Annotated in this window: 23 protein-coding genes; 14 read left to right on the top strand and 9 right to left on the bottom strand. The window is 68.8% G+C overall.

The annotated features are described in order from the left end of the window. Positions 1–27 precede the first annotated feature (27 nt). Entirely contained in the window at positions 28–1,296 is a 1,269-nt protein-coding gene (locus KO481_RS35855; RefSeq protein WP_215922971.1) for an RNA polymerase sigma factor, read from the bottom strand. Continuing rightward, positions 1,297–1,641, bottom strand: a complete 345-nt coding sequence (locus tag KO481_RS35850) for a YciI family protein (RefSeq protein ID WP_215922970.1) — start codon at positions 1,639–1,641, stop codon at positions 1,297–1,299. It abuts the gene before it with no gap. A gap of 221 nt (positions 1,642–1,862) precedes the next feature. Between KO481_RS35850 and KO481_RS35845 the strand changes: the two genes are divergently transcribed. The 6 genes from KO481_RS35845 (at position 1,863) to KO481_RS35820 (ending at position 7,737) form a co-directional block, all read left to right on the top strand. Continuing rightward, positions 1,863–2,195 (top strand): ArsR/SmtB family transcription factor, encoded by a 333-nt coding sequence (locus KO481_RS35845; protein WP_215922969.1) that lies wholly within the window; start codon positions 1,863–1,865, stop codon positions 2,193–2,195. Between the two features lie 123 nt (positions 2,196–2,318). Next, positions 2,319–3,203 (top strand): TIGR03620 family F420-dependent LLM class oxidoreductase, encoded by an 885-nt coding sequence (locus KO481_RS35840; RefSeq protein ID WP_215922968.1) that lies wholly within the window; start codon positions 2,319–2,321, stop codon positions 3,201–3,203. A gap of 98 nt (positions 3,204–3,301) precedes the next feature. Beyond that, the gene (locus KO481_RS35835) at positions 3,302–4,699 is read left to right on the top strand and encodes a hypothetical protein (RefSeq protein ID WP_245402017.1); all 1,398 of its coding nucleotides are present in this window, start codon (positions 3,302–3,304) and stop codon (positions 4,697–4,699) included. A 69-nt stretch (positions 4,700–4,768) separates the two neighbouring features. Continuing rightward, on the top strand, positions 4,769–5,995 hold the full coding sequence (locus KO481_RS35830; protein ID WP_215922966.1) for an AAA family ATPase: 1,227 nt from the start codon (positions 4,769–4,771) through the stop codon (positions 5,993–5,995). 11 nt (positions 5,996–6,006) lie between these two features. Further along, complete coding sequence (locus tag KO481_RS35825) at positions 6,007–7,221, top strand: vWA domain-containing protein (protein WP_245402016.1); 1,215 nt, start codon at positions 6,007–6,009, stop codon at positions 7,219–7,221. Between the two features lie 30 nt (positions 7,222–7,251). Then, on the top strand, positions 7,252–7,737 hold the full coding sequence (locus tag KO481_RS35820) for a hypothetical protein (RefSeq protein WP_215922964.1): 486 nt from the start codon (positions 7,252–7,254) through the stop codon (positions 7,735–7,737). 70 nt (positions 7,738–7,807) lie between these two features. On the opposite strand, the gene KO481_RS35815 is transcribed toward KO481_RS35820, so the two are convergent. Further along, a complete protein-coding gene (locus KO481_RS35815; RefSeq protein WP_372452174.1) occupies positions 7,808–8,338 on the bottom strand; it encodes an alpha/beta fold hydrolase in 531 nt (176 codons plus the stop codon). Positions 8,339–8,367: 29 nt separating this feature from the next. Between KO481_RS35815 and KO481_RS35810 the strand changes: the two genes are divergently transcribed. Beyond that, positions 8,368–9,060: a carbon-nitrogen hydrolase family protein gene (locus KO481_RS35810; protein ID WP_215922963.1), complete on the top strand. Its 693-nt coding sequence runs from the start codon at positions 8,368–8,370 to the stop codon at positions 9,058–9,060. Between the two features lie 36 nt (positions 9,061–9,096). Here the strand turns inward: KO481_RS35810 and uvrA are convergent, their stop codons facing one another. Further along, complete coding sequence (gene uvrA / locus KO481_RS35805; RefSeq protein ID WP_215922962.1) at positions 9,097–12,078, bottom strand: excinuclease ABC subunit UvrA; 2,982 nt, start codon at positions 12,076–12,078, stop codon at positions 9,097–9,099. Between the two features lie 148 nt (positions 12,079–12,226). Beyond that, complete coding sequence (locus tag KO481_RS35800) at positions 12,227–13,378, bottom strand: beta-ketoacyl synthase N-terminal-like domain-containing protein (RefSeq protein ID WP_215922961.1); 1,152 nt, start codon at positions 13,376–13,378, stop codon at positions 12,227–12,229. A gap of 242 nt (positions 13,379–13,620) precedes the next feature. On the opposite strand from KO481_RS35800, the gene KO481_RS35795 reads away from it, so the two are divergent. Next, complete coding sequence (locus tag KO481_RS35795) at positions 13,621–14,964, top strand: diguanylate cyclase domain-containing protein (RefSeq protein ID WP_308166906.1); 1,344 nt, start codon at positions 13,621–13,623, stop codon at positions 14,962–14,964. A 148-nt stretch (positions 14,965–15,112) separates the two neighbouring features. Then, entirely contained in the window at positions 15,113–17,425 is a 2,313-nt protein-coding gene (locus KO481_RS35790) for a HelD family protein (protein WP_245402015.1), read from the top strand. A 98-nt stretch (positions 17,426–17,523) separates the two neighbouring features. Here KO481_RS35790 and KO481_RS35785 read toward each other — a convergent pair whose 3' ends face one another. Beyond that, complete coding sequence (locus KO481_RS35785; protein ID WP_215922960.1) at positions 17,524–18,261, bottom strand: TetR/AcrR family transcriptional regulator; 738 nt, start codon at positions 18,259–18,261, stop codon at positions 17,524–17,526. 71 nt (positions 18,262–18,332) lie between these two features. Here KO481_RS35785 and KO481_RS35780 point away from each other — a divergent pair, with 71 nt between their 5' ends. The 3 genes from KO481_RS35780 (at position 18,333) to KO481_RS35770 (ending at position 20,522) form a co-directional block, all read left to right on the top strand. Continuing rightward, positions 18,333–18,641 carry a hypothetical protein gene (locus KO481_RS35780; RefSeq protein WP_215922959.1) on the top strand — a complete coding sequence of 103 codons (309 nt, stop codon included), beginning with the start codon at positions 18,333–18,335 and terminating at the stop codon, positions 18,639–18,641. Between the two features lie 103 nt (positions 18,642–18,744). Beyond that, entirely contained in the window at positions 18,745–19,728 is a 984-nt protein-coding gene (locus KO481_RS35775; protein ID WP_308166905.1) for an ATP-binding cassette domain-containing protein, read from the top strand. Beyond that, positions 19,725–20,522 (top strand): ABC transporter permease, encoded by a 798-nt coding sequence (locus KO481_RS35770; RefSeq protein ID WP_215922958.1) that lies wholly within the window; start codon positions 19,725–19,727, stop codon positions 20,520–20,522. The genes KO481_RS35775 and KO481_RS35770 overlap by 4 nt, the downstream gene beginning before the upstream one ends. A 72-nt stretch (positions 20,523–20,594) precedes the next feature. Here the strand turns inward: KO481_RS35770 and KO481_RS35765 are convergent, their stop codons facing one another. Continuing rightward, complete coding sequence (locus tag KO481_RS35765; RefSeq protein WP_215922957.1) at positions 20,595–21,050, bottom strand: universal stress protein; 456 nt, start codon at positions 21,048–21,050, stop codon at positions 20,595–20,597. A gap of 411 nt (positions 21,051–21,461) precedes the next feature. Next, positions 21,462–22,292: an AraC family transcriptional regulator gene (locus KO481_RS35760; protein ID WP_308166903.1), complete on the bottom strand. Its 831-nt coding sequence runs from the start codon at positions 22,290–22,292 to the stop codon at positions 21,462–21,464. 110 nt (positions 22,293–22,402) lie between these two features. Between KO481_RS35760 and KO481_RS35755 the strand changes: the two genes are divergently transcribed. Beyond that, entirely contained in the window at positions 22,403–22,888 is a 486-nt protein-coding gene (locus tag KO481_RS35755) for a VOC family protein (RefSeq protein WP_215922955.1), read from the top strand. 9 nt (positions 22,889–22,897) lie between these two features. Further along, the gene (locus KO481_RS35750) at positions 22,898–23,305 is read left to right on the top strand and encodes a DUF3224 domain-containing protein (protein WP_215922954.1); all 408 of its coding nucleotides are present in this window, start codon (positions 22,898–22,900) and stop codon (positions 23,303–23,305) included. A gap of 62 nt (positions 23,306–23,367) precedes the next feature. Here KO481_RS35750 and uvrB read toward each other — a convergent pair whose 3' ends face one another. Next, complete coding sequence (gene uvrB / locus KO481_RS35745) at positions 23,368–25,536, bottom strand: excinuclease ABC subunit UvrB (RefSeq protein WP_215922953.1); 2,169 nt, start codon at positions 25,534–25,536, stop codon at positions 23,368–23,370. Positions 25,537–25,576: the final 40 nt, after the last annotated feature.

The following is a 25,576-nucleotide window of genomic DNA, read 5'->3' as shown; positions in this document are numbered from 1 at the left end:
TCCGGCGCGGCATAAGGGGGCGGCGGCTCAGTCCGAAGGCTCGCGCCGCAGGCCGTGCAGGCGGTCCCGCAGGTAATCCTGTTCGGCCGCATTGGCGGTGAGCGCGAGCGCCGCATTGAACGCCGCCTCCGCCTCGTCGTCGCGTCCCAGTCGGGTGAGCAGGTCACCCCGGACGGCGTGATACAGGTGATAGTCGTCCAGTTCCAGCCCATCGACGAGCGCGAGTCCCACTGCGGCGCCGTCGATCTCGGCGATCGCGACGGCCCGATTCAGTGCCACGACAGGGCTCGGCGCCACGGCCATGAGCTGGTCGTAGAGCTGCGCGATCTGGCTCCAGTCGGTCGCGGCGGTCTCGATCGCATCCGCGTGCACCGCGTTGATCGCCGCCTGTATCTGAAACGGCCCAGGCTGGTTGCGGCGCAGGCACCTCCGCACCAGCTCCTGCCCCTCCGCGATGAGCGCCGGATCCCACTCCCGGCGATCCTGCTGCGCCAGCGGCACCAGCACGCCCGCGGCGGCGGTGCGGGCGGCGCGGCGAGACTCGGTGAGCAGCATCAGGGCCAGCAGGCCCAGGGCCTCGGGCTCGTCAGGCATCAGCTCGACCAGGGTGCGGGTCAGTCTGATCGCCTCCGCGCACAGATCCGCCCTGGTCACACCCTCACCCGCGGTGGCCGTGTGGCCCTCGGTGAAGATCAGGTACAGCACCGTCAGCACGGCGCGCAGGCGCTCGGGCAGATCGGCGTCCTGCGGCACCCGATACGGGATGCGCGCGGCGCGGATCTTGGCCTTGGCTCGCGAGATGCGCTGCGCCATGGTCGATTCCGAGACAAGGAACGCGTGCGCGATCTGTGGAGTCGACAGCCCGCCGAGCAGGCGAAGGGTCAGCGCCACCCGGCCGGCGGGCGCCAGCGCCGGATGGCAGCAGGTGAATATAAGGCGCAGCCGGTCGTCTCGCACCGCACCCTCCTCGACGGGGTCGGATTCGATGTCCAGGTATTTCTCCGCCCCACCGCCCCGCAGCCGCGCGGCCTCGGCCAGCTTCCCCGCCCCGGCCGCATCGCGCCGCAGTCGATCGACGGCCCGGTTGCGGGCGGTCGTCATGATCCAGCCGGGCGGGCTGGGCGGCACCCCCTCGGTGGGCCAGCGCTGAGTCGCGGTGGTGAACGCGTCCTGGACCGCGTCCTCGGCGAGATCGATATCGCCGAAGACGCGGATCAGGCTCGCCACGGCGCGGCCATAGTGCTCGGCGAACACCACCTCGATGGCCGAGACCGACTCCGCCGCACCGGAACTCATCTATTCACCCACGAACGGCCGGACCTCGATCGGGAGCCCGCCGAGGATCTCGGCCAGCCGCCGCCCCCACGACATGGCGGCGTCCAGGTCGGCGACGTCGATGATGCTCAGGCCCGCCAGATACTCCTTGCTCTCGACGTAGGGACCGTCGGTGACCAGGGCCTCGCCCCGGTCCGCCCGCACCACGGTGGCGGTGTCGGGCGCATGCAGGCCGCCGGAGAACACCCACGCGCCCGCGGCGCGCAGATCGTCGTTGAACGCCTCCACCTCGCGCATGATCTCGTCCAGATTCTCCGGGGGCGTCCCGCCCTCGGGCTGGTAGATCCCGAGCAGATACCTGGTCATGCCGTGCCCTCCTCGTCGCGCCGATCGATACGGACCGCGCCGGCGGCCGCCGATGTCATCACGTCCATTGTGTTCGCTCCCATCTCCGAACCGGCCCTGCGCCGGCCCTCGTGATCTATACGAACGGACGGCCCCGGATTCGACATGCCCCGAAGACGCGACGAGGTCCACACATATCGACGTCCTTCGAATTGCCGATTATCGCCGCCTATACTCGAGGCATGGCGACGACTCCGACGACAGCGGATCCTCGCCTGATCCAGGCGCTGCGAGCCCTGGCGAACCCGATTCGCCTGCAGATACTGCAGTGGCTGCGGGATCCCGAGGCCAACTTCGTCCTGGAGGGGGCGATGGCCGATCCGCACGAGGTGGGCGTCTGCGTGACCCACATCCAGGCCACGATCGGCCTGGCACAGTCCACCGTGTCCGCTTACATGGCCGAGCTGGAGCGCGCCGGACTGGTCCGCGCCACGCGGATCGGTAAGTGGACGCATTATCGCCGCGATGAAGAGCACATCGCCGAGCTGGTCACCGCGCTCGGCCGAAATCTCTAGCGGCGCAAGCTGATCCGGACCACCCGGCGCGAAGGCAACCCCACGTCTTTCATATCGATAATTTGCGATGCTACGATACATCGAGAGTTTTCGATTTAACGATGCATCGTAAGGAGTCACCCGATGAACACCATCGCCGGCCAGAACCTGGGCAGGTTCGGGATCTACGCCTTCGGGTTCGAGCACCGATCGGCCGCGGGGATCCGCTCCGATATCGAGGAATTGGAGGAGCTCGGCTGGCCGAGCCTGTGGTTCCCGGAGGTCGGCGGCCGCGAGGCGTTCACGCTCGTGAGCCTCCTGCTCGCCGCAACCCGCCGGATGCGCATCGTCAACGGGATCGCCAGGATCGGGCAGCGCACCGCCACCGCCACCCAGGGCGGCGCCCTGCTGCTCGCCGACGCCTATCCCGGCCGGCACACCCTCGGCCTCGGCATCGGCGACGGGCTACCCGGAGTACCGCCACTCGCCGCCATGAACGGCTACCTCGACGAGCTGGATGCGCTCGCGGCCGGTGCCTCGCAACCGCGGATCCCCCGCGTGCTGGCCGCCTACGGCCCCCGGATGCTCGAACTCGCGCGCGACCGCGCGGCGGGCGCCCACACCTACAAGGTCAATGTCGATCACACCGCCCGGGCGCGAGAAATACTGGGGCCGAACGCATTTCTCGGCGTCGAACACGCGGCACTGTTCGAGTCCGACCCCGCCACCGCGCGCGCGATAGCCCGCGAACACCTGCACATCTACCTCACCACCCCCTTCAACGTGGCCAAGTACCGTCGCCTGGGCTACTCGGAGGACGACATCGCCGGAGGCGGCAGCGACCGCCTTGTCGACGACCTGGTCTACTGGGGCGAACCCGGCGCCGTCGCCGAGAAGTTGCGCGCGCACATCGACGCGGGCGCCGATCACCTTGCCGTGCAGGTGATCGGCGTCGAGCCGGGCCGATCGGCGATGCCGCAGTGGCGACTGCTCACCGAAGCGCTACTCCCCCAGAACATCACCGCATGATTTACCCCTGGCCCGGAACCGGGGCCGTCGTATATGGTCGTTGCGATGACTATTCATTCCGATCAAAGATCGGGGGTCTCGTTCGTGGGTGAGTGCTGATGAGCGCTCCGACCACGAACGGGAACGATTCCCGAATTTCACTCTGGCTGCGCGTGCGCGAGTTCGCCGTGCCGCCCTCCATGATCGAGACCGCGACCACCCGGCGTTGCGCCGGAGACTGGGCCGGGGCATGTGCGGCAGCCGGTTTCGATGTCGATATCGACCTGCGATCCTTGGCCCGCACCCGTGGACGGGAACTTGCCGCGCGCGTGCGGGCCGATCTGCGCCGGCTGGCGCCGGATCTGCTGCGGTGGCACATGCCCCGGATCGCTCCCGACGGGCTGCTTCGGCCCGGCCTGACGATGTCGTTGCTGCGGTACGGTCCCGATATCTCCGGAAGTCCTTCCAGTAGTATGGATTCGGTGCATCTTGTGGTCCGCACCGCACCCGCCTGGGCGGATGGCGGCCAGCGCATCGGGCTCGCGCTGTGGGACGAATCCCGGCCCGGCAGCGGTCCGCATCCGCATCCACGGCCCGACCCGCGTTTCCGGCTCGACCTCCACCGTCACCTGTGGGACGCCGACCAGGTCGGTGAGTTACGAATCCGTTCCGGGGCAGAGCAATTCACACACGATGACGGTGTGGACCCCGCGGTCCGCGAGCGAGCACCGCGGGGCTGCGCCATCGATCGCTGGGCGGCCGAGGCGGAAATTCTGCTGCGGGCGCAGGGCCGCCCCGTCGGTCCGCTGCTGGTGCGATACGGGGCTCGACGGCGGATGGTCCTCGAATTGTCCTCGCACGGAGACGATCCCCCGGTGCTGCGCATCGCCGAGAGATACCCTCCCGCCGAAGTTTCCGCGCTGCCGATGCTGCCGCACGCGGCGACCTGGACGATGCCCGATCTGGAATTGATTCGCGCCGGGGCGATCTCGGCCGATCGGCTGCATCCGCTTGTCGCTTCGGCACTCGTACCCGGCCACACGCCGGACGCGGTTCCCGGCGACGCCGACCGGGCAAGCGGGGAGTATCCGGTGGACTGCCGGGGTGAGTGGCACCGAATCGGGCTGGTGGACGGGGTGCTGACCGCACTGGATCACAGTCCGGCCGAGATTCGGCGGGAAGAGCTGTTGGTCGCACTGACCGGCACTCCGGCGCCCTGCCTGCGGGCCATCGACCAGGCACATCGCCATCCGGATTGTCTTGCGGGCGTTCGTGAACGCCTGGGCCACGGCGATGTCGCCGGTGCCCTGGCGGTCGTCGAGAGCCTGCTCGGACCGGACGCGTCGCTGCGCGACGGAGCGCTGCGAGACGAACTGGAGTCGGCCGCGCGGCGGCGGATCACCTACGGGCTGTTCCGGGCCGGGCTGACGACGCCGGGTCCGGACTCGACGCACGCTCCCCGGCGCCCGCGCCGCGCACATCCGCGCCGCGCGATGCGCACCACTCCCACGCGCTGATTGCGCGCCGCACCAGCCTGCGACCCGCGATATCCACTCAATTCTTTTCTACCCGAAGGTGATTCGCATATGAACGTAGCTCTGCCGTCCCCGGCCGCCCAGCTCGACATCGCCGCCGACCTGCTGACCCTGCTGGGCGAGACCACCACCGAGCCCCGCACCGACATCCAGCTCGAGGCCCTGACCATTGCCGTAGCCGCCGACCTACCGGTGCTCCTGTGGGGCGAGCCGGGCATCGGGAAGACCGCGGCCCTGACCCAGCTCGCCGAATCCCTGGACCTTCCGCTGACCACCGTGATCGCGAGTGTGCATGAGCCGTCGGACTTTTCGGGCCTGCCCATCATCGGAGACGACCCCGCCGCGCAGGGCATCCCGATGGCGCCGCCGGACTGGGCCGTGCGCCTCGTGCGGACCGGGCGGGGACTGCTGTTCCTGGACGAACTGTCGACCGCACCGCCCGCGGTGCAGGCCGCCCTCCTGCGCCTGGTCCTGGAGCGGCGAATCGGCGCACTCCGGCTCCCCGCCGGTGTCCGCATCGTCGCCGCGGCCAACCCGCGCTCGTCGGCGGCCGACGGCTGGGAGCTGAGCCCGCCGCTGGCCAATCGCTTTGTGCACCTGCAGTGGACCCACGACCACGACGTGGTCGTCCGCGGCCTCGGCGGGACCTGGCCGCGTGCAACCCTTCCCGCGCTCGATCCCGAAAAACTGCCCGACGCTGTGGCTTTCGCTCGGCGTGCGGTCTGCGGACTGCTCGCGGCCCGCCCCAAGCTCGTGCATCAGCTGCCCGGCAGCGAGACACGCCGGGGCGGCGCGTGGCCCTCACCGCGCAGCTGGGAGATGACCCTGCGGCTGGTCGCCTTCGCCACCGCCGCAGGCGCCGGACCGGATGTGCTCTCCCTGCTGGTGCGGGGCGCCGTCGGGGACGGCCCCGGCTTCGAACTGCTGACCAGCATCGACCGGATGGATCTGCCCGATCCGGAGACGCTGCTCGCCGATCCGGCCGCCGCCGACCTCCCCGAACGCGGAGACCTGCGCCAGGCGGTGCTCGACGGCGTCGTCGCCGCGGTCCGCAAGCGACCGGAGCGATCGCGCTGGGACGCGGCCTGGGCGGTGCTGGTCAGGGCCGTGGAGACCGGGGCGCCGGACCTGGTGGTCGTCCCGGCGACCACCCTCGCCACGCTGCGCCGGGACGACTGGGAGGTACCGGCGGCGATCGAACAGCTCGCCGGTGCGGTGTCGATATCCCGGGGAGCCGAACGCGCCGCGGCCCGCATCGCGGCGGGAGCGGCGAAATGACCATGGGGACAATGGAACTGGATACCGACAAGCTGTTCACCGCCCGCCTGCTGTCCGTGCGCGCCCGGCCCTACCTGGCGACCGCGCTGTACGCACTACACCTGCTCGAGTCGCACGCGGTACCGACGATGGGCGTGGATCGGTACTGGCGGTGCTACGTTTCGCCCGCGTTCGTGAACTGCACACCGGTGGAGGAACTCGCCTCGATTCTGGTGCACGAGGTGTCGCATCTGCTGCGCGAACATCACCGGCGCAGTGACCGATTCGCCCGCGAACACGATCTGGTAGGCCCCGCGGAACGACTGCGGATGAACATCGCCGCCGACGCCGAAATCAACGACGACGCGTTCGGCGAGGGATTGGTCCAGCCCGAAGGGGCGGTCATGCCAAAGACTTTGGGGCTACCCACCGGCGAGCTCATGGAGGACTACCTGCGCCGGTTCCGGCTGGGACACAACACGCAGGACTTCGCATGGCTCGACTGCGGCAGCGGCGCCGACGGACTCGACCGGGAATGGGACCTGGGCCCCGACGGCGCGGACGGGCTCAGCGAACAGGAGCGCGAGGCGGTCAGATTCCGTGTGGCACAGGGCATTGCCGGCCACCCGGGAGACGCCCCCAGGGGGTGGCGGCGCTGGGCGGAGGAGGCGCTGCATCCGCCCCAGCCCTGGCGTGATCTGTTGCGGGCCGCCATCCGCGCGGCGGCCTCGGCCCCCGGCATCGGCGACGACTACACGTACGGTCGGCCCGCGCGCCGCTCGGCCGGGCTACCCGGTGTCGTCTTGCCGAGCCTGCGGCACTTGCCGCCCCGGGTCAGCGTCGTCATCGACACCTCGGGCTCGGTCAGCGACGCCGAGTTGGGCAGTGCGCTCCTGGAAACCGCGGCCGTCTCCCGCGCCGTCGGCGGTCGCCGCGACCTGCTCACCGTGCTGTCCTGTGACGCGGCGGCACGGATCGCGGATCCGCTGTGCCGCGCCGACGGGATACCGCTGATCGGCGGCGGGGGCACGGATCTGCGGACGGGTTTCGTCAAGGCCCTGCGCGCACAACCCCGCCCGGATGTGGTCGTGGTGCTGACCGATGGTTACACCCCGTGGCCCGACCGCCGTCCGGCCTGTCGCACCGTCGTCGGCCTGTTCCGCCGAGAGCGCTCATGGAGCGAGAACAATCCGCATTACATCCCGGAGCGGCCGCCCGCGTGGGCGCGGGTGGTCCACATCGGATGAGGGAGATGCGTTCCGTGCCAAGCTGATGCCATGGGTTACGACCTCCACATCACTCGAACCACCGATTGGTCGCGCAGTTCCGAGCGCCCGATCAGCGAAGAGGAATGGTGCGCGGCCGCCGACGCTTGGCCGGGCATGAGCCGGCACGACCGCTCCCATTACGCGTTGGCTTACCCCGGCGAGCGCTCGCCGGGGTCGCTGTATTGGCGGGAGGGCGAGATCGTCGTCCGCGTGTGGAAGGTGGAGGCCGACGTCGCTCGGCTCGCGGAGAGTCTGAACGCCTATCTGATCGGCGACGAAGGCGAGCGCTACTACCCCGACAGCACCGTGCGCCGGTCCGGTGAGTTCCCGCCGGACATCCCCCCGGGAGAAGCACAGGACGACGACACGGCGATCGCACTGCTAGAGCCGCGTACCGTCACCGCAGCACAGGCCGAGGCCATCCGTGCCTGGCGCGCAGCAAGGGTCGATCAATCTGAGCAAGGGCCAATACATCCGGATGCACTCGAGGTGTAGGCGGGAAGCGGCTCTGCAGTAGCGGAGGGCAGCGCCGACCACACACTCTGCACGGATCCCTCCCTAGCGCCTATGCCCCGGAAGATGCCGCAGCACAAGCCCGCATGACAACCTCGGCCCACACCTGCGGATCCGTCGCCCAAAAGTTGTGGGCGACACCAGGTATCTCCTCGAAGGCACCGTGCGGCACCAGCGTCGCCAGTTGCCGCAGCGGCCATGAGGGCCGGATATCATGCTGCGGGGCAATGAATTTCATGTGGACACGGGAGTCGGACAGTCGCCGCAGCAGGCCGGGCTCGTGGATCCAACGCACGAAGGACTCACCGAGTGCCGCGTGAACGGCCGGCTCCCAGTTGTGCCCCGCCACGCCGACCACGGACCGGATGCGATCGGGGTGATCCAGCGCGTACCGCACCGCCAGGTCGGAGCCCCAGGAATGGCCCAACAGCACCCACGCCTGGACACCCGCGGCCCCGCGCACCTCCTCGAGATCGGCGACCGCCCGCTCCAGGTCGTGCGGCCCGCCCTTCGAGCGTCCGACACCCCTCGGCTCCGGATACCAGGCCCGCACGCCGCCGGGCGCCAGCCGATCGTCCGTTATTCTCCACGAAGATCGGATCGGAGGACGGAATGCGGAAAGCCTTGCGGATCGCGGTGGCGCAGCCGAAGTGCGTGGCCCACGATGTCGCTACCAACGCGAAGGCGCACGCGGAGCTGATCATTGCGGCGAACGCGCGGGTCGTGGTTTTTCCGGAGATGTCGCTGACCGGATACGAACTGGACGCCGAGGTCGTCCAGCCGCAGGACCCGCGGCTAGCTCCCATCGTCGATGCCTGCGCGCGGACCGACACGATTGCGCTGGTGGGCGCTCCGGTGCCCGGCCCATCCATCGGCATCCTCGCCGTTGATCACACCGGCGCCCGGGTGGCGTACCGGAAGGTGTACCTGCACGGCAGTGAGGCCGCTCTATTCCGGCCGGGCGAGCCCGCGGTGCTGGAAGTCGACGGCTGGCGGTTGGGGCTGGCCGTCTGCCGTGATACCGGCATACCCGAGCACGCCGACCGGACAGTCGCGTACGGCATCGACGGCTATGTCGCAGGTGTGGTGCACGGTCGCGACGAGGCCGATCTGCACGGCGAACGCGCTCGTAGGGTCGCGGCCGACCACGGCATCTGGGCAGCCACCGCCGCGTTCGCCGGGCCGACGGGCGGGGGTTTCGACTGGACGTCGGGCCGGTCCGGAATCTGGTCCGCCGCCGGAATTCCGTTGGCGGAGGCTGGAAGCGAGCCCGGCGACTTCGTCTGCCACACCTTCGAGCCGTAGCTCCCGCGCCGCAAACCCGAAGCGCCGCACCGGCTCTCAGCGCAGCGCGGCCGCCTTGCGACGAGCGGCGGCGGCCTTCTTCGGGTCCTTCTCGACCGGCTTCTTGGCCACCGCTTTCTTCGCGGCCGCCTTGCGGGCGGGGGCCTTCTTCGCGGGGGCGGGCGGTGCGGCGAGAACCTCCTTCAGGAACTGCCCGGTATAGCTATCCCCCACCGCCGCAACATCTTCCGGCGTGCCCTGCGCGACGATGGTCCCGCCGCCCGAGCCGCCCTCGGGGCCCATATCGATCACCCAGTCGGAGGTCTTGATGACGTCCAGATTGTGTTCGATGACGATGACGGTGTTGCCCTTGTCCACCAAGCCGTTGATGACCTTGAGGAGCTTGCGGATGTCCTCGAAGTGCAGGCCGGTGGTCGGCTCGTCCAGGATGTAGACGGTGCGGCCGGTGGAGCGCTTCTGCAACTCGGCCGAGAGCTTGACGCGCTGGGCCTCGCCGCCGGACAGGGTGGGGGCGCTCTGGCCGAGGCGGACATAGCCCAACCCGACATCGACCAGGGTCTTCAAGTAGCGGTGGATCGAGGTGACCGGCTCGAAGAACTCCGCCGCCTCCTCGATCGGCATGTCGAGCACCTCGGCGATGGTCTTGCCCTTGTAGTGCACCTCGAGGGTTTCGCGGTTGTAGCGGGCGCCGTGGCACACCTCGCACGGCACGTACACGTCGGGCAGGAAGTTCATCTCGATCTTCAGCGTGCCGTCGCCCGAGCACGCCTCGCAGCGGCCGCCCTTGACGTTGAACGAGAACCGGCCCGGCTGATAGCCGCGCACCTTGGCCTCGGTGGTCGCGGCGAACAGGGTGCGGATCTTGTCGAAGACGCCGGTGTATGTCGCCGGATTCGAGCGCGGGGTGCGGCCGATGGGGGACTGATCGACCTGCACCAGCTTGTCCAGATGGTCCAGGCCGTTGACCCGGGTGTGGCGGCCCGGCACCTGACGGGCGCCGTTGAGCTTGTTGGCCAGGACGGTCGCGAGAATGTCGTTGACCAGGGTCGACTTACCGGATCCGGAGACGCCGGTGACCGCGGTGAGCACACCCAGCGGGAAGGCCACGTCGATGTCGCGCAGATTGTGCTCCGTCGCGCCGACGACGGTGAGCTGCTTCTTCTTGTTCACCGGACGCCGCACCAACGGCACGTCGATCTGCTCGCGACGCGAAAGGTACGCGCCCGTCAGGGAATTCGAATCCTCCAGCAGGCCGGGATAGGGGCCGCTGTACACCACCTGGCCGCCGTGCTCGCCGGCCATCGGGCCGATGTCCACCACCCAGTCCGAGGCGTGGATCGTGTCCTCATCGTGTTCGACGACGATCAGGGTATTGCCCAGATCCCGTAGGCGCGTGAGGGTTTCGATGAGCCGGCGATTGTCGCGCTGGTGCAGGCCGATGGACGGCTCGTCCAGCACGTACAGCACGCCGACCAGCCCCGACCCGATCTGGGTGGCCAGCCGGATGCGCTGCGCCTCACCACCGGACAGCGTGGCCGCGGCGCGCGAGAGGGTCAGGTATTCCAGGCCGACGTCCAGCAGGAAGCCCAGCCGCGCCTGGATCTCCTTGAGCACCTGCCCTGCAATGGCGGCCTCACGATCCCCCAGGCGCAGCGAGTTCAGGAACTTCGAGCAGTCGCGGATGGAGAAATCAGACACCTCGGCGATCGACCGGCGGCCCTCCTCGCTGTTCAGCGTGACCGCGAGGATCTCCGGGCGCAGCCGCGCACCGTCGCATACCGGGCACGGTACATCGCGCATGTAGCCGTCGTAGTGCTCCTTCATCTGCTCGGACTCGGTGTTCTCGAGCCGGCGCTGCAGGAAGGGCATCACGCCCTCGAAATCGGCGTAGTACGAACGCTTGCGGCCGTAGCGGTTGGTGTAGGACACGTGCACCTGTTCGGAGCTGCCCTCCAGCACCGCCTTGCGGGCCGCCCGTGGCAACTCGTTCCAGGGCGTGTCCATCGAGAAGCCCAGCGCCCCGGCCAGACCCGAGAGCAGGCGGGTGAAGTACTCCGCGGTCTGCCCGCGCGACCACGGCGCGATGGCGCCCTCGTTCAGGCTGAGCTCCCCGTCGGGCACGACCAGATCCGGGTCGACCTCCTTGCGGATGCCCAGGCCCGTGCAGTCGGGGCAGGCGCCGTACGGCGAGTTGAAGGAGAACGAGCGCGGCTCGAGATCCTCGATGTCCAGGGGATGCCCGTTGGGGCAGGCCAGCTTCTCGGAGAAGCGGCGCTCACGGTCGTGCGCGTGCTCGTCGCGATCGACGAAGTCGAGCACCACGATGCCGTCGGCCAGCCGCAGCGCCGTCTCGATCGAATCGGTGAGGCGCTGCTTGGAGCCGGCCTTCACCGCGAGGCGGTCGACGACCACCTCGATATCGTGCTTCTCCTGCTTCTTGAGCTTGGGCGGCTCGGTGAGCGGATACACCACGCCGTCGACCCGCACGCGCGAATAGCCCTGGGAATTCAGCTGATCGAACAGATCCACGAACTCACCCTTGCGGGTGCGCACCACCGGTGCCAGCACCTGGAACCGGATCCCCTCCTCCATGGCCAGCACCTGATCGACGATCTGCTGCGGGGTCTGCTTGGCGATCAGCTCGCCGCACACCGGGCAGTGCGGGGTTCCCGCGCGCGCGTACAGCAGGCGCAGATAGTCGTGCACCTCGGTGATGGTGCCCACGGTGGAGCGAGGGTTGCGGTTGGTCGATTTCTGGTCGATCGAGACCGCGGGCGAGAGGCCCTCGATGAAATCCACATCGGGCTTGTCCATCTGCCCCAGGAACTGGCGCGCATACGCCGACAGCGATTCGACGTAGCGGCGCTGCCCCTCGGCGAAGATGGTGTCGAACGCGAGACTCGACTTACCGGATCCGGACAGGCCGGTGAACACGATGAGACTGTCGCGCGGCAGGTCGATATCGACCCCCTTGAGGTTGTGCTCACGCGCACCCCGCACCGTCAGGCGATCCGCCACAGGCCGTCCCTTCCCATCCGTCTTTCCGGCATCGACTACTACCCCGCCGCCATGCTAGGCACCCCCACCGACAAGTTTGCTTCGCAGCGGCGAAGGGAGGGCCGGACCAGGGATTTCGGCTGACGTGATCGCAGCCGTACACACCAGACTACTGGGCGCGATGCTCACCCAGAACGACGACCGAATTGTGGCCGCCCATCCCCAGCGACGTCTTCACGGTGATCCCGCCCTCGCACGGGACCGGCCCATCCAGCAGCCGCGGGTGCGCGGTCGCGACGATCGGTGCGGCGGGCACGATGCCGCGCTCGTAACCCAGTGCGGCCACCGCCACCTCGACCCCCGCGGCCGCGCCCTGGCAGTGACCGGTCAGCGGCTTGACCGAGTACATCTCCGGCCGATCACCGAAAATCCTTGCCAGCACCTCGGTTTCGGCCTCGTCACACTGGCGGGTGCCGGGCCCGTGCGCGTTGTAGTACCGCACCTGCTCCGGAGAAACCCCCGAGACGTCGAGGGCACGGGTGACACAGTCGAAGATCTGTTCGTGGCTCGGCTCGACCGACACCACGTGATAGGCGTCGTTGGTCATGGCGCCGCCGAGCACGTCGGCGTACGGCGCGTCCGCGTCGCGAGTGAGCACGAACGCCGCGGACGCCTCGCCCATGCAGAAACCGCGGCTACCCTGCTGGAACGGGCGGCACGCGTCGAGCGCCTCGGCGTCGTCCACCGCCGCACCCATCCTGACGAAATGCTCGAGCATGTCGGGGGTCGCCGACAGGTCCGTGGTCACGCAGATCACGTCGTCGGCGATGCCCTGATCCAGCCACATCCGGGCGGTGATCAGCGCGACGTTCGCCGAACTGCAGGCCGCGGACACGTTCATCGACGGTCCGTGGAAGCCGAATTCCTGCATCAGCACCGCGATCGGCGTGGAGGGTAATAGTCGGAGGTAGTCGCGCGAGCGCCGGTGGCCCTCGTCGACGGTGTAGAAATCCCGCCAGTTGCGCACGTCACCGAGCACGATCGCGTGCAGGACCCCGACCGTGCGGCCGGGCCGCCAGCCCCGCGCGAGCGCGTCCTCGACGGCCTCGCGCGCGGACTCGTGCGTGGACCGCCCGTAGAGCGTGGAACTGATCGCGGGATCGCCGCCGTCGGGTACCAGCGCCACCCATGCGTGCATGTCGCGTCCGGGCCCGTACCCTGGATGTAGCCGAGCGGCCGACTTTCCGCTGAGCAACCCGCGCCACATGGCCTCGCGCCCCCAGCCGTAACCGCTGACGACGCCGATCCCGGCAATCGTCATATGATCTTGGTGTCTCGGGGTGCTGCCTGGCATAGCTCGCTCCTTCACCGGGTTCGAGCAGGATAGCGAATTGTCGGCCATCGCTGAGCAAACTCTTGGTTGTAGTGGTCTCCGATCTACCCCCGATGTAGAACCCGAACTGTGATCGATCCGATAGCGTCGGCGTTGTGATCCTTTGCACGCCGATTCCGAATGATCCCGCGCTGAAAATGACATGAGTAGTCAATGATCAGGGGGCACATGTGGTTGAGGTGGGCAACGACCTGGGTGACGCCGCCAGCGACGCCGAACAGCTGGCGCAGCGGTATCGCACCCTGGTCGAACACAGCCCGGACGGTGTCGTCGTACACGAGCGTGGCAACCTCGTCTACGCAAATCCGGCAATCGTGCGGTTACTGGGCGCTACCTGCGTCGCCGAGCTCCTCGGCCAACCCGTCGCCCGCTTCGTCGACCCCCGCGACGCCCCCGGCATGCAGGCCCGCATCGCCTGCCTGACCGAGACCGGTGACGCCTCCGAACCCGCCGAGATGACCCTGATCCGCGTCGACGGCCGGCGGGTCGACGTGGAAACCGTGTCGGTGCTGACCGTCTGGTACGACCGTCTCGCCTATCAGGTGGTGATCCACGACCTGACCCCGCAGCGCCTCGCCGAGGCCGCCCAGCGCCGCGCCGAACTGCACTTCACCACCGTCGTGTCCCAGCTGGAGGAGGGTGTGGTCGTCATCGACCGCGGCGGCTGCATCGAGTCGATCAATCCGGCCGCGCTGCGAATCTTCGGGCACGACGGTGGGGACCTGGTCGGCACGGCGATCGCGGCGCTGCCGCTGTCCCTGCTGGACGCGAACGCCCAGCCGATGTCCGCCGCCCGGCATCCCGTCGCGCGCACCCTCGCCACCGGCGAGACGATCGCCAAGTACGTCTTCGGCGTGGACCGCCCCGACGGGCAGCGCCGCTGGCTCTCGGGGTCGTCCCGGCTGCTGAATCCCGGCGATCCGGACTCGCCCGCGGTGTCCTCGTTCAACGACATCACCGAGTTCCGGGCCAGCCGGCGGCAGCTGGAATACCAGGCCACCCACGACCCGCTGACCGGGCTGGCCAACCGGTCCCTGGTGCTCTCCCGGCTGACCGCCGCGCTGGGCACCAGCGAGGGTCTGCCCGTGTCTACGGTGCTGTTCATCGACCTGGACGGATTCAAATGCATCAACGACACCCTCGGTCACGCGATCGGCGACACCGTGCTGCAGATCGTGGCCCAGCGCCTGCAGCGCAGCCTGCGCCAGGACGACGTCGTAGGCCGCATCGGCGGGGACGAGTTCCTGGTGCTGTTGTCCGGGCGCACCCTGCCGGTCGATCTGAACGTCTTGATCCTGCGTCTGCGGCAGGCCATGGCCGAGCCGATCATCGCCCGCGGGCACCGCATCCACATCGACGCCTCCATCGGGATCACCCCGCTGCGTCCCGGCGACACCCGCACGCCCGAGGCGGTGCTGAACGACGCCGACGTCGCGATGTACCAGGCCAAGCCGGCCGCGCATCGCGACGGCGCGCCGATGGGGCTGCGGCCGAACAGCACACACGCCTCCTGAGCCCGGGTTCCCGGGCGGTATTCGTCCCGGCAACCCCGCGTTCACCTGCGAATACGGCGAGCGCGGGCAATGCCAACTAGAATCGACAACTCTGTTTTCCCTTCGCGTCGCGGCCCGCCCGGCCGACCGTGATGACAAGGAGTTCGTCTTGCCCGACCGCCTCACCGAGGATCACCCGGCGACCGGCCACACCGCCGAACTGGCGCGGGAGCAGACCCACCTCACGCTGCTCTACCAGCGTCTGGACGGAATGCGCGAATACGCCCAGCGACGGCTGCGCACGGTGCTGCTGGAGACCGGCGGCACCCCGCAGGCTCGCAGCGAGCGCGAGTCGTTCACCCAGCTGTACACCGAGGACCTGGCCAAGTACGACGCCGCCGAACACGGCCTGTGCTTCGGCCGGATCGATCTGGCCGAGGACGGCACCGCCGAGCAGCGCTACATCGGCAGGCTCGGGATCCTGGACGAGGACGACGACTACGCCACCCTGCTGCTGGACTGGCGCGCGCCGCTGGCGCGCCCGTTCTACCTGGCCACCACGGCTACCCCGGACGGCGTCACGCGGCGTCGGCACATCCGTTCGCGCAATCGCGCGATCACCACGGTCACCGACGAATACCTGGATCTGGACCTGGCGCGCGCCGAAGGCGCAATCGAATCCGACACCGGCGTGGGCAGCGAGAGCGCGCTGCTGACCGCGCTCAACGCTGCGCGCACCGGGCAGATGGCCGACATCGTGGAGACCATCCAGCACGAGCAGGACGCGATTATCCGGTCCGAGCACAGGAGCGTGCTGGTGGTGCAGGGCGGGCCGGGCACCGGCAAGACCGCCGTGGCGCTGCACCGCGCTGCCTACCTGCTGTACACGTACCGCAAGCAGCTGGACAAGTCCGGCGTGCTGATCATCGGGCCCAACTCGACCTTCCTGGACTACATCGGCCAGGTGCTGCCGTCCCTCGGCGAGACCGGGGTGCTGCTGTCCACGATCGGTAACCTCTATCCGGGAGTGCGTGCGACGCTGGAGGATTCGCTGCGCGCCGGCGAGCTGAAGGGTTCGCTGGACATGATCGAGGTGCTGAAGAAGGGCGTGCGCGACTGGCAGCAGGTGCCCGCCGAGCCGATCCGGCTGAGCTTCGACGGCTACGAGATCACCATCGACCGCCGGATCGTCACCAAGGCCCGCGGGCGGGCGCGCTCGTCGCGGCGGCCCCACAACCTGGCCCGGCCGGTCTTCGCGGCCTCGGTGCTCGACGCGCTCACCGATCAGCTGGCCCAGACCATGGGCAGGGACCTGTCCGGCGGCCAGAACCTGCTGAGCCAGGCCGATCTGACCGAGATTCGCGACGAGATGCGCGCCGATGCGGAGATCCAGCGCGCCATCGCCGGGCTGTGGCCGATCCTGACGCCGCAGGAGGTGCTGGCGGGCCTGTGGGCCGATCCGGCCCGGCTCGCGCGCGCCGCCGACCAGCTCACGCCGGAGGACCGCAAGGAGCTGTTCCGGCCGGACGACGGCAACTTCGGCGCCGCGGACGCGCCCCTGCTGGACGAGCTGGCAGAGTTGCTGGGCGTCGACGACGCCGAGGAACGCGAGCGGGCGCGCCGCCGCTGGCACGCCCAGCTGGCCGAGGCCCAGGACGCGCTGGACATCCTGACCGGTTCCGCCCCACAGGATCTCGAGGACGATCTGGATCCGGAGATCCTGATGGCCTACGACCTGATCGACGCCTCACAGCTGGCCGAACGCCAGCACGTGCGCACCAGCCAGACCACCGCCGAACGCGCCGCGGGCGATCGCGCCTGGACCTACGGCCACGTGATCGTCGATGAGGCGCAGGAGCTTTCGGAGATGGCGTGGCGAATGGTGATGCGGCGCATCCCGAATCGCTGGGTCACCGTCGTCGGCGACGTCGCGCAGACGGGCGATCCGGCGGGCGCCTCGTCCTGGCAGCGCATGCTGGAACCCTATGTCGCCCAGCGCTGGAAGCTCACCGAGCTGACCGTCAACTACCGCACACCGGCCGAGATCATGGCCGTCGCGGCGGACGTGCTCGCGGCCATCGACCCCGGCGCCACCCCGCCCCGCTCGGTGCGCGAATCCGGTTGCGCCCCTACCGCGGTCCGCGTCGCCCCCAGCGAATCGGTGGATACCGTTCGCGCGCTGGTGGATTCGGAGACCGACCGTCCGGGCACCACCGCGGTTCTGGTTCCGCACTCGATCGCCGGCGACTATGCCGAGCTGGCGGGCGACTCGGTGCGCGTCCTGACGGTCCCGGAGGTGAAGGGCCTGGAATTCGACGCGGTGATCCTGGTCGAGCCACAGGACATCCTCGACGAATCCCCCCGCGGGCTCAACGATCTCTACGTCGCACTCACCCGCGCCACCCAGCGACTGTCGGTGGTGTACAGCGGGGAACTGCCCGAAGTCCTGCACACGCTGGGCCGAGCGCCCACCGCCGACTGATCGCCTCGGCGCCGGCACGGTAACTCTCCGGATGACCTGCCTGTGGCACATGGGAAGACGGCGGTCCGGGGGCGCCTTAGCCATCGCCGGAATCCGAGTCAGGCGATCGACAGCCGGGCAGCGAGGCCGTCCAGCAGTGCGTCCAGGCCGCGCTCGAATTGCTCGGTGAGGGCGTCGGCGGTCATCGGCGGCGCCGCGGAATCCCCCTCCGGCGCTTCGTCGTTCAGCGCGCTCAGCTGCGGGAACTCGCCGGTGCGCAGCAGCCCTATCCCGAATTCGACCGCGGCGGCTGCGAATTCGGGATCCGCCTCGGCCGCGTCCGCGCGGGACAGGGTCTCGATGGCCTGCAGGGACACGCCGAACACGTAGGCGTCGACGGCGGCGATGAGCTCGAGCTTCCGCTGCCTGGTGAGGCTCGTGGTGGCCAGGGCGGCGAGATTCTGTTCCATGTGCCGCATGGCATTCGGGCCGAAGGTGGCATCGGTGAGGGCGGTCGGCGACCAGGGGTGCGCCATCAGCACCGCGCGGGTGCGACGCGCAATCGCGGCCGTGGCCGGGCGCCAGCCCGCGCGCAGCTCGGCGTCGGGCACGAGCTGGTCGGCCAGGATCGCATCCTGCATCAGCGCCACAATGTCGGACTTGTTGCGCACGTAGTAGTACAGCGTCATCGTGCCCGAGCCGAGCTCTGCGGCAATGCGTTTCATGGTCACGGCCTCGAAGCCCTCGGTGTCCGCGATGTGCAGGGCCGCGGCCGCGATCTGGTCGCGAGTGAAGCGGGGCTTGCGCCCCGACGGTTCGGGGCGCGCCCAGATCGGTGTGTTGTCGGCCGTTGACATGCGTACAGCATACGAATAAGGTTTTCGTATCACGTACGAATAGGGCGTACGTCATACGAACAGAGCGCATCATGAGCTACGATCTCCTCCACGACGCCATGCACCGGCTCCCCGGATTCCCCGATCACGAAGCAGCCGCCGACCGAAACACGAACCGCCCCGGCCGCGTTCGCGCGGTCCGCTGGAACACCCGCGGCAACGCGGCCGGCAAGGCCCGTGCGCGGCGCTGGAACACCGACGGGAACGAGGCCGCCGCCGTGCGCGCGGCCCGTTGGAACTCCAACGCCCGCGCCGAGCGCAACCACGCCGAGGCCCCGCGGGTATTCGTGAGCCTGCAGGAATCCATCGCCCGGCGCCTCGGACAGGGCGAGCGACGATGACGCAAGCGGATCCGGCCGCGATCGCGGTCACCCGGGTGCCCCACCGGCCCGGGACAGCCACCGGCCCGGGGACACTCACCGCAAGCCCCAACGAGCGGAGTGAATGACCATGGCCGACACCGACCCTGCCGCGATCGCGGCCACGGGGGTGACCAAGGAGTTCGGGGGCAGCACCGGATTGCACGGCATCGACCTCGAAGTCCCGTCGGGCACGGTGACCGCCCTGCTCGGCCCCAACGGCGCGGGCAAGACGACGATGGTGCGGATTCTGTCGACGCTCCTACGGCCCGACTCCGGGGATATCCGGGTCGCAGGGCACGATGCGCTGCGCGAGCCGGAGCGGGTGCAGGCCCTGATCGGCCTGACCGGGCAGTCGATCGCCGTCGACGCCAAGCTGTCCGGGCTCGAGAATCTGCGCATGTTCGGCCGCCTGCAGCGACTGCCCTGGCCCGTGGTGCGCGAGCGAGCGGCTCACCTGCTGGAGACGTTCGAGTTGGCCGCGGCGAGCGGGCGCGCGGTCAAGACCTACTCCGGCGGGATGCGCCGCAAGCTCGATCTCGCGCTGAGCCTGATGGCCCAGCCGATGATCCTGTTCCTCGACGAGCCGACCACGGGCCTGGATCCGGCCAGCCGGCACGCGCTCTGGGACGTGATCCGCGGCCAGGTCCGCCAGGGCACGACGGTGCTGTTGACCACGCAATACCTCGACGAGGCCGACGCGCTGGCGGATTCGATCGCCTTCCTCGACACGGGCAGGCTGATCACCACCGGTTCTCCCGCCGAGCTGAAGGCGCGCGCCGGAAGCACGCAGCTGGTCCTCACGACCGTGTCCGCGCGCGAGGCCGCACGGCTGGGCGCCGGGCTGGACGGCCATCGCGCCGTCGCGGACGCCGATCACCGCACCGTGCGAATCCCCCTGCCCGACAGCGGTTCCGACGGTTTGCGGGAGTTGCGGGCGGTGCTGGACACGGCCCTGCGCGCCGGTGTCGCCGTCGAGAGCTACGCGGTTCGCGAGCCCGACCTCGACGACGTGTACTTCCAATTGACCGGGCACGCCCGACCCGCCGACGCGAAGGAAGCAGCATGACCACACTCTCGCCCGCGCCCTCCGGGGCTCGGCTCGCCTGGGCGCTCAGCGACTACTGGGAAATGGCGCAGCGCAGCCTGCGACATATTCGCCACGATCCCGAACAGCTGATCAACGTGACGCTGCAGCCGGTGCTGACGGTGATTCTGATGAACTACCTGCTCGGCGGCGCGATCAGCACCGGCGGGCACGAGCACTACATCGACTACGTGATGCCCGGAATCCTCATCGTCGCAATCGCATTCGCAGCGATCACCACCACGACCAGCGTGGCGGCGGACGTACAGGACGGCGTGGTCGACCGGTTCCGCACCCTGCCGATCGCCAAGTCCTCGGTGATCGCCGGTCACGTCGTCGCGGACCTGGTCCGCGGCGGGTTCGGGGTGATCGTCACCGTCGGAGTCGGCATCGCGATCGGCTTCCGCCCGCACGCGGACATCGGCGAATGGGTTGCGGCGGCCGGTCTGCTGGTGCTCGTGGCGCTCGGAATGTCCTGGCTCGCCGCGCTTATCGGACTGCTCGGGCGATCTCCCGAGGTCACCCAGCAGCTGGCCGCGCTGATCATTCTGCCCGTATTCTTCAGCAGCGCACTGGTTCCCACCGACACGATGCCCCGCTGGCTGCGGGTCGTACTCGCCAACCAACCGGTCACCCAGGCGGTCGACGCGCTACGGAAGCTCCTGCTGAACCAACCCGCCGGCAACCAATTGTGGTTGGCCCTGGTCGAATTCGGCACAATCACCGTGATCGGAGGCGTCGTTGCGGGGCTGCTGTTCCAGCGGCGCACGCGGTAACCGGAACGCATACGCGACGGCCGCTCCCGGCGATCGGGAGCGGCCGTCACTCGTCTGCGGACCTGTCGATGCCTACCGCACGGTGTGGACGATCAGGACGTCCGAGCGGGACTTGCGGGCGACGTCCGAGGGGACCGAGCCGAGCAGGCGCCCGGCGAGGGTGTTGAGGCCGCGGTTACCCACGACGAGCAGGTCGGCCTCGACCTCTTTCACCAGGTTCAGCAGCGACTCGACGGGCTCACCGACGACAGCCTTCTCGACGACGTTCGTGGCGCCGGAAGCCAGGGCCCTGTCGCGCGCGATGCGCAGGATCTCGTTGGTGGGCGCGGAGCCGCGAACCTGATAGGCCTCCTCCTTGAGCACATCGGCCGCGGCGGCAACGTCGCGGTCGTCGGTCGGGTAGTAGGCGCAGGCGACGTACAGGGTGGCGCCCGCGGCGCCGGCCAGGGCGGCGGCCTTCTCGACGGCGACGTACGACGAGTCCGAGCCATCGGTACCGACGACAATGGACCGGTAGGCGGTGGTCATCTTTCCTCCAAACGTACAAGTGGTCGGGTGCGGCGCAGAGGAACCCGATGTTCGGCCTCCGCGCGGCAACTGCGCTAGACCATAACCGCTGCCGAGCCGGAAAAATCCGAAACTGCATCACATCACACCGGCATGCCGTGTCGCGCACGCCACACATTTCCGAAATGGCCTTCACTACCAGCGCCTATTCCGCCGGACCGGGCAATGCCGCGACGCACACCGCAATCGCGAACGGTCCTGCGGCACTGGGATTTCCGTCACACGAGCGGCGCGAGCGGGCAGCCGATCACGCGGGCAGCTGGAGGTTCGCCCGGAAATACCGGGAGATTATCGTGAATTGTCCCAAATTCCCCCGGTGACAGGGTCGTCGACGCAGCGCCGCACGGCTCGCGGGCAAATGCGTCCCGGCGGTCACACTGCGGATCGGGCGTATTCCAGCGGCGCCATTCCAACCTCCGTCGCGAACTCGCGACAGAAGTGCGCCTGATCGAAATAGCCGAGTTCGACCGCGAGCGCGGCGAGATCCTCGGTGCGTCCGTCGGCGAGCATTTGCGCGCCGTCCTGCAGACGATAGCGCCGCAGCACCCATTTCGGATTTACGCCGACGTAGCGCCGGAACAGCCGCTGCAGAGTGCGGATAGACATGTCGTAACGCTCGGTGACCTGGTCGACGCGGGTCAACTCGCGATCGGACTCCATCGCCGCGATGATCCGCAGGACCAGGCGGTAGGCGTCGTCGACGGTGGCGGTGCGGGCCGCCTCGCCGAAGAAGTCCTCGAGCAGATCGCGGCGGGTCTCGACGGTGGGCGCGGACAGCACCCGTTCGGTCAGACCGCGCGCCCGCGGCAGCACCTCGGTCAGCTCGACCGCCGCATCGCGGAACGATCCGACATCGAGGCCGGTGAACGCGCCGAAGCCGCCGGGCCGGAACTTCACGGCGAACGTCTCGCCCTCCTCGGACAGTTCACGCGTGAATTTCGTGGTGCACACCCCGTTGACGAAGCCGCCGGTCCGGGAGGTGGTGCGTTCGAAACTGACATTGACGCTGGGATACGACAGCACCTCGGCCACATAGGGCGGCTGCCCGCGCAGATCCCACTGCACACACCAGTACCACTCCACGAATTGCGACAGTTCCGGCCCGGCAGGCAACCTGGTCAGCGTGCGGTGCTCCTCCTGCCGCCGCGGGCGCAGGATTCCCTTGGTGACCTCCGGCGGCGGGACCGGAACACGTTTCAGCACAGGGCCTTTCGGGCGATCGGCAGGCGACGTCATCGGATGGCCGCCCCGCAATCCGCGCGCTGTCGCGTTCTTACAAGAGTCGCGCCCGGCAAACCGGCAGAGTTGTGCACATGACGAACAGCGTGAATCCGATCCCCGAGGGCTACCACTCGATCAACTGCTTCCTGGCCGTGCCCGATGCCGACGCCGCCATCGAGTTCTATGGCGCGGTCTTCGGCGCCGAAGTGCTGAGCCGCAACGACCTGCCCGACGGGCAGGCCGCGCACGCCGAGCTGAAGGTCGGCGACTCCACCTTCCAGCTGGGGATGCCCATCCCGAGCGAGAACGTGCTGGCCCCGAACCCCGACTGGGTGCACACCAGCGTCGTGCACTACTGCCCCGACGTTGACGCGGTCACGAAGTTGGCCCGGGAGCACGGCGCCAAGCGCGTGACCGATCCGGAGACCTTCGTCACCGGCGACCGCTTCGGCTTGGTCATGGATCCCTTCGGCCACCGGTGGGTGATCATGACCCGCGTCGAGGACGTCTCCCGCGAGGAGGCCGAGCGCCGCGTCAACGAGTGGATGGCGAACCAGTCGAACGAATCGGACCAATAGGATCCGGCCATGCGAGCAACCGGAACATTCAGCGTGAAATCCTTCGTCCCGACCGACGTGAAACCCGACCCCGCGATCCCCACGGCCGTGCCTGTAGGCGTTGCGCGGATGGAGAAGTTGTTCGACGGCGAGGTGTCGGGACGCGCGGCGACCCTGTTCACTGCGGCGTTCGATCAGGCCGCCGGGGTCGGGACCTATCTGGCGATGGAGTCGTTCGAGGGCAGCGTGAACGGCTCGGGGGGTACCTTCTGCTTCGCACACTCGGCCACGACCTCCGGAACCGACCGGTCCGCGGAGTTCTTCACGATCGTCCCCGCCAGCGGCACCGGCGATCTCGCGGGAATCACCGGTACCGGCGGCATCGCCGTCGACGCCGACAACACCCATCGCATCTGGTTCGACTACGAACTGCGCTGACCGACAACCTGACGAAGGCTCATCCGCCGCGAGTTGTCGCTGGCAGCCCTCCCCCGAGGGACTCATTTCAGCCCGGCGGCGTCCATGCCGCGCAACTCCTTCTTCAGGTCGGCGATTTCGTCGCGGAGCCGGCCGGCCAGTTCGAACTGCAACTCACGGGCGGCGTTCATCATCTGGTCTGTCATCTCCTTGACCAGATCCGCGAGCTCGGCGCGCGGCATGGACTTGATGTCGCGGCCCTCGAAGACGCCCGCGCTGACCGCGCGCCCCGGCTCGCCCTGGGCGCGGCGGCCACGGCTCGCGTTGCGGCCCGAACCGCCGACCTCGACCGGCTCGTCGGCCTCGCGATACACCTGGTCGAGGATGTCGGCGATCTTCTTGCGCAGCGGCTTGGGGTCGATGCCGTGCGCCTCGTTGTAGGCGACCTGCTTGGCACGGCGGCGCTCGGTCTCCTCGATGGCGTTGCGCATCGAGGCGGTGACCTTGTCGGCGTACATGTGCACCTCGCCCGAGACGTTGCGGGCGGCACGGCCGATGGTCTGGATGAGACTGGTGGTGCTGCGCAGGAAGCCCTCCTTGTCGGCGTCCAGAATCGCCACCAGCGACACCTCGGGCAGGTCCAGGCCCTCGCGCAGCAGGTTGATGCCGACCAGCACGTCGTATTCGCCCAGGCGCAGCTGGCGCAGCAGCTCGACGCGGCGCAGCGTGTCGATCTCCGAGTGCAGGTACCGCACCCGGACGCCGAGGCCGAGCAGATAGTCGGTCAGATCCTCGGCCATCTTCTTGGTGAGGGTGGTGACCAGCACCCGCTCGTCGCGTTCGGCCCGCTGCCGGATCTCGTGCACCAGATCGTCGATCTGGCCCTTGGTCGGCTTCACCACGACGTGCGGATCGACCAGGCCGGTGGGACGGATGACCTGTTCGACGAATTCACCCGCGCTCTGGCCCAGCTCGTACGGGCCGGGCGTGGCCGACATGTAGATGGTCTGGCCGATGCGGTCGGCGAACTCCTCCCAGGTGAGGGGGCGGTTGTCCACCGCGGACGGCAACCGGAAGCCGTATTCGACGAGGTTGCGCTTGCGCGACATGTCGCCCTCGTACATGCTGCCGATCTGCGGGACCGTGTTGTGCGACTCGTCGATGATCAGCAGGAAGTCGTCCGGGAAGTAGTCGATGAGCGTCGCGGGGGCCGAGCCGGCCGCGCGGCCATCGATATGGCGCGAATAGTTCTCGATGCCCGAGCAGAACCCGACCTGCCGGATCATCTCCAGGTCGTACTGGGTGCGCATGCGCAGGCGCTGGGCCTCGAGGAGTTTGCCCTGGCGCTCGAGCTCGGCGAGCCGCTGCTCCAGCTCGGTCTCGATATCGCCGACCGCCCGCTCCATCCGCTCCGGGCCCGCGACATAGTGCGTGGCGGGGAAGATGCGGACCATGTCCACCTGGCGCACCACATCGCCGGTGAGCGGGTGCAGGTAGTACAGCGCCTCGACCTCGTCGCCGAAGAACTCGATCCGGATCGCCAGCTCCTCGTACGAGGGGATGATCTCGACGGTGTCGCCGCGCACCCGGAACGAACCGCGGGTGAAGGACATGTCGTTACGCGTGTACTGCACATCGACCAGCAGCCGCAGCAGCCTGTCCCGCTCGACCTCGGTGCCGACCTCGAGCTCCACCGACCGGTCCAGGTACGACTGCGGGGTGCCCAGGCCGTAGATGCACGACACCGAGGCGACCACCACGACATCGCGCCGGGAGAGCAGGCTCGACGTGGCCGAGTGCCGCAGCCGCTCCACATCGTCGTTGATCGAGCTGTCCTTCTCGATGTACGTATCGGTCTGCGCGATGTACGCCTCGGGCTGGTAGTAGTCGTAGTACGAGACGAAGTATTCAACCGCGTTGTGCGGCAACATCTCCCGCAGCTCGTTGGCCAGCTGCGCGGCCAGCGTCTTGTTCGGCGCCATGACCAGCGTGGGCCGCTGGGTGCGCTCGATTAGCCACGCGGCCGTGGCGGACTTACCGGTACCGGTGGCGCCCAGCAGCACCACGTCCCGCTCCCCCGCCGCCAGGCGCCGATCCAGCTCCTCGATCGCGGCCGGCTGGTCGCCGGCGGGCTTGTGCTCGCTGACCACCTCGAACCGGCCCTCGGACCGCTCGATCGCGCCGATGGGCCGGAACTCCGAATGCGCCAGCGGCGTGTTGGCGTCTGCGGGAATCTCGGATGCGAAAGCCATGTCCACAGAGTAGGACCACCCACCGACAACAAGCACCGCT

This window comes from Nocardia albiluteola, from assembly GCF_018860155.1.
GTDB classification, from domain to species: Bacteria; Actinomycetota; Actinomycetes; order Mycobacteriales; family Mycobacteriaceae; genus Nocardia; species Nocardia albiluteola.
Note: the sequence above shows the minus strand (reverse complement) of the source record. Positions and strands in the feature narration are given on the sequence as shown.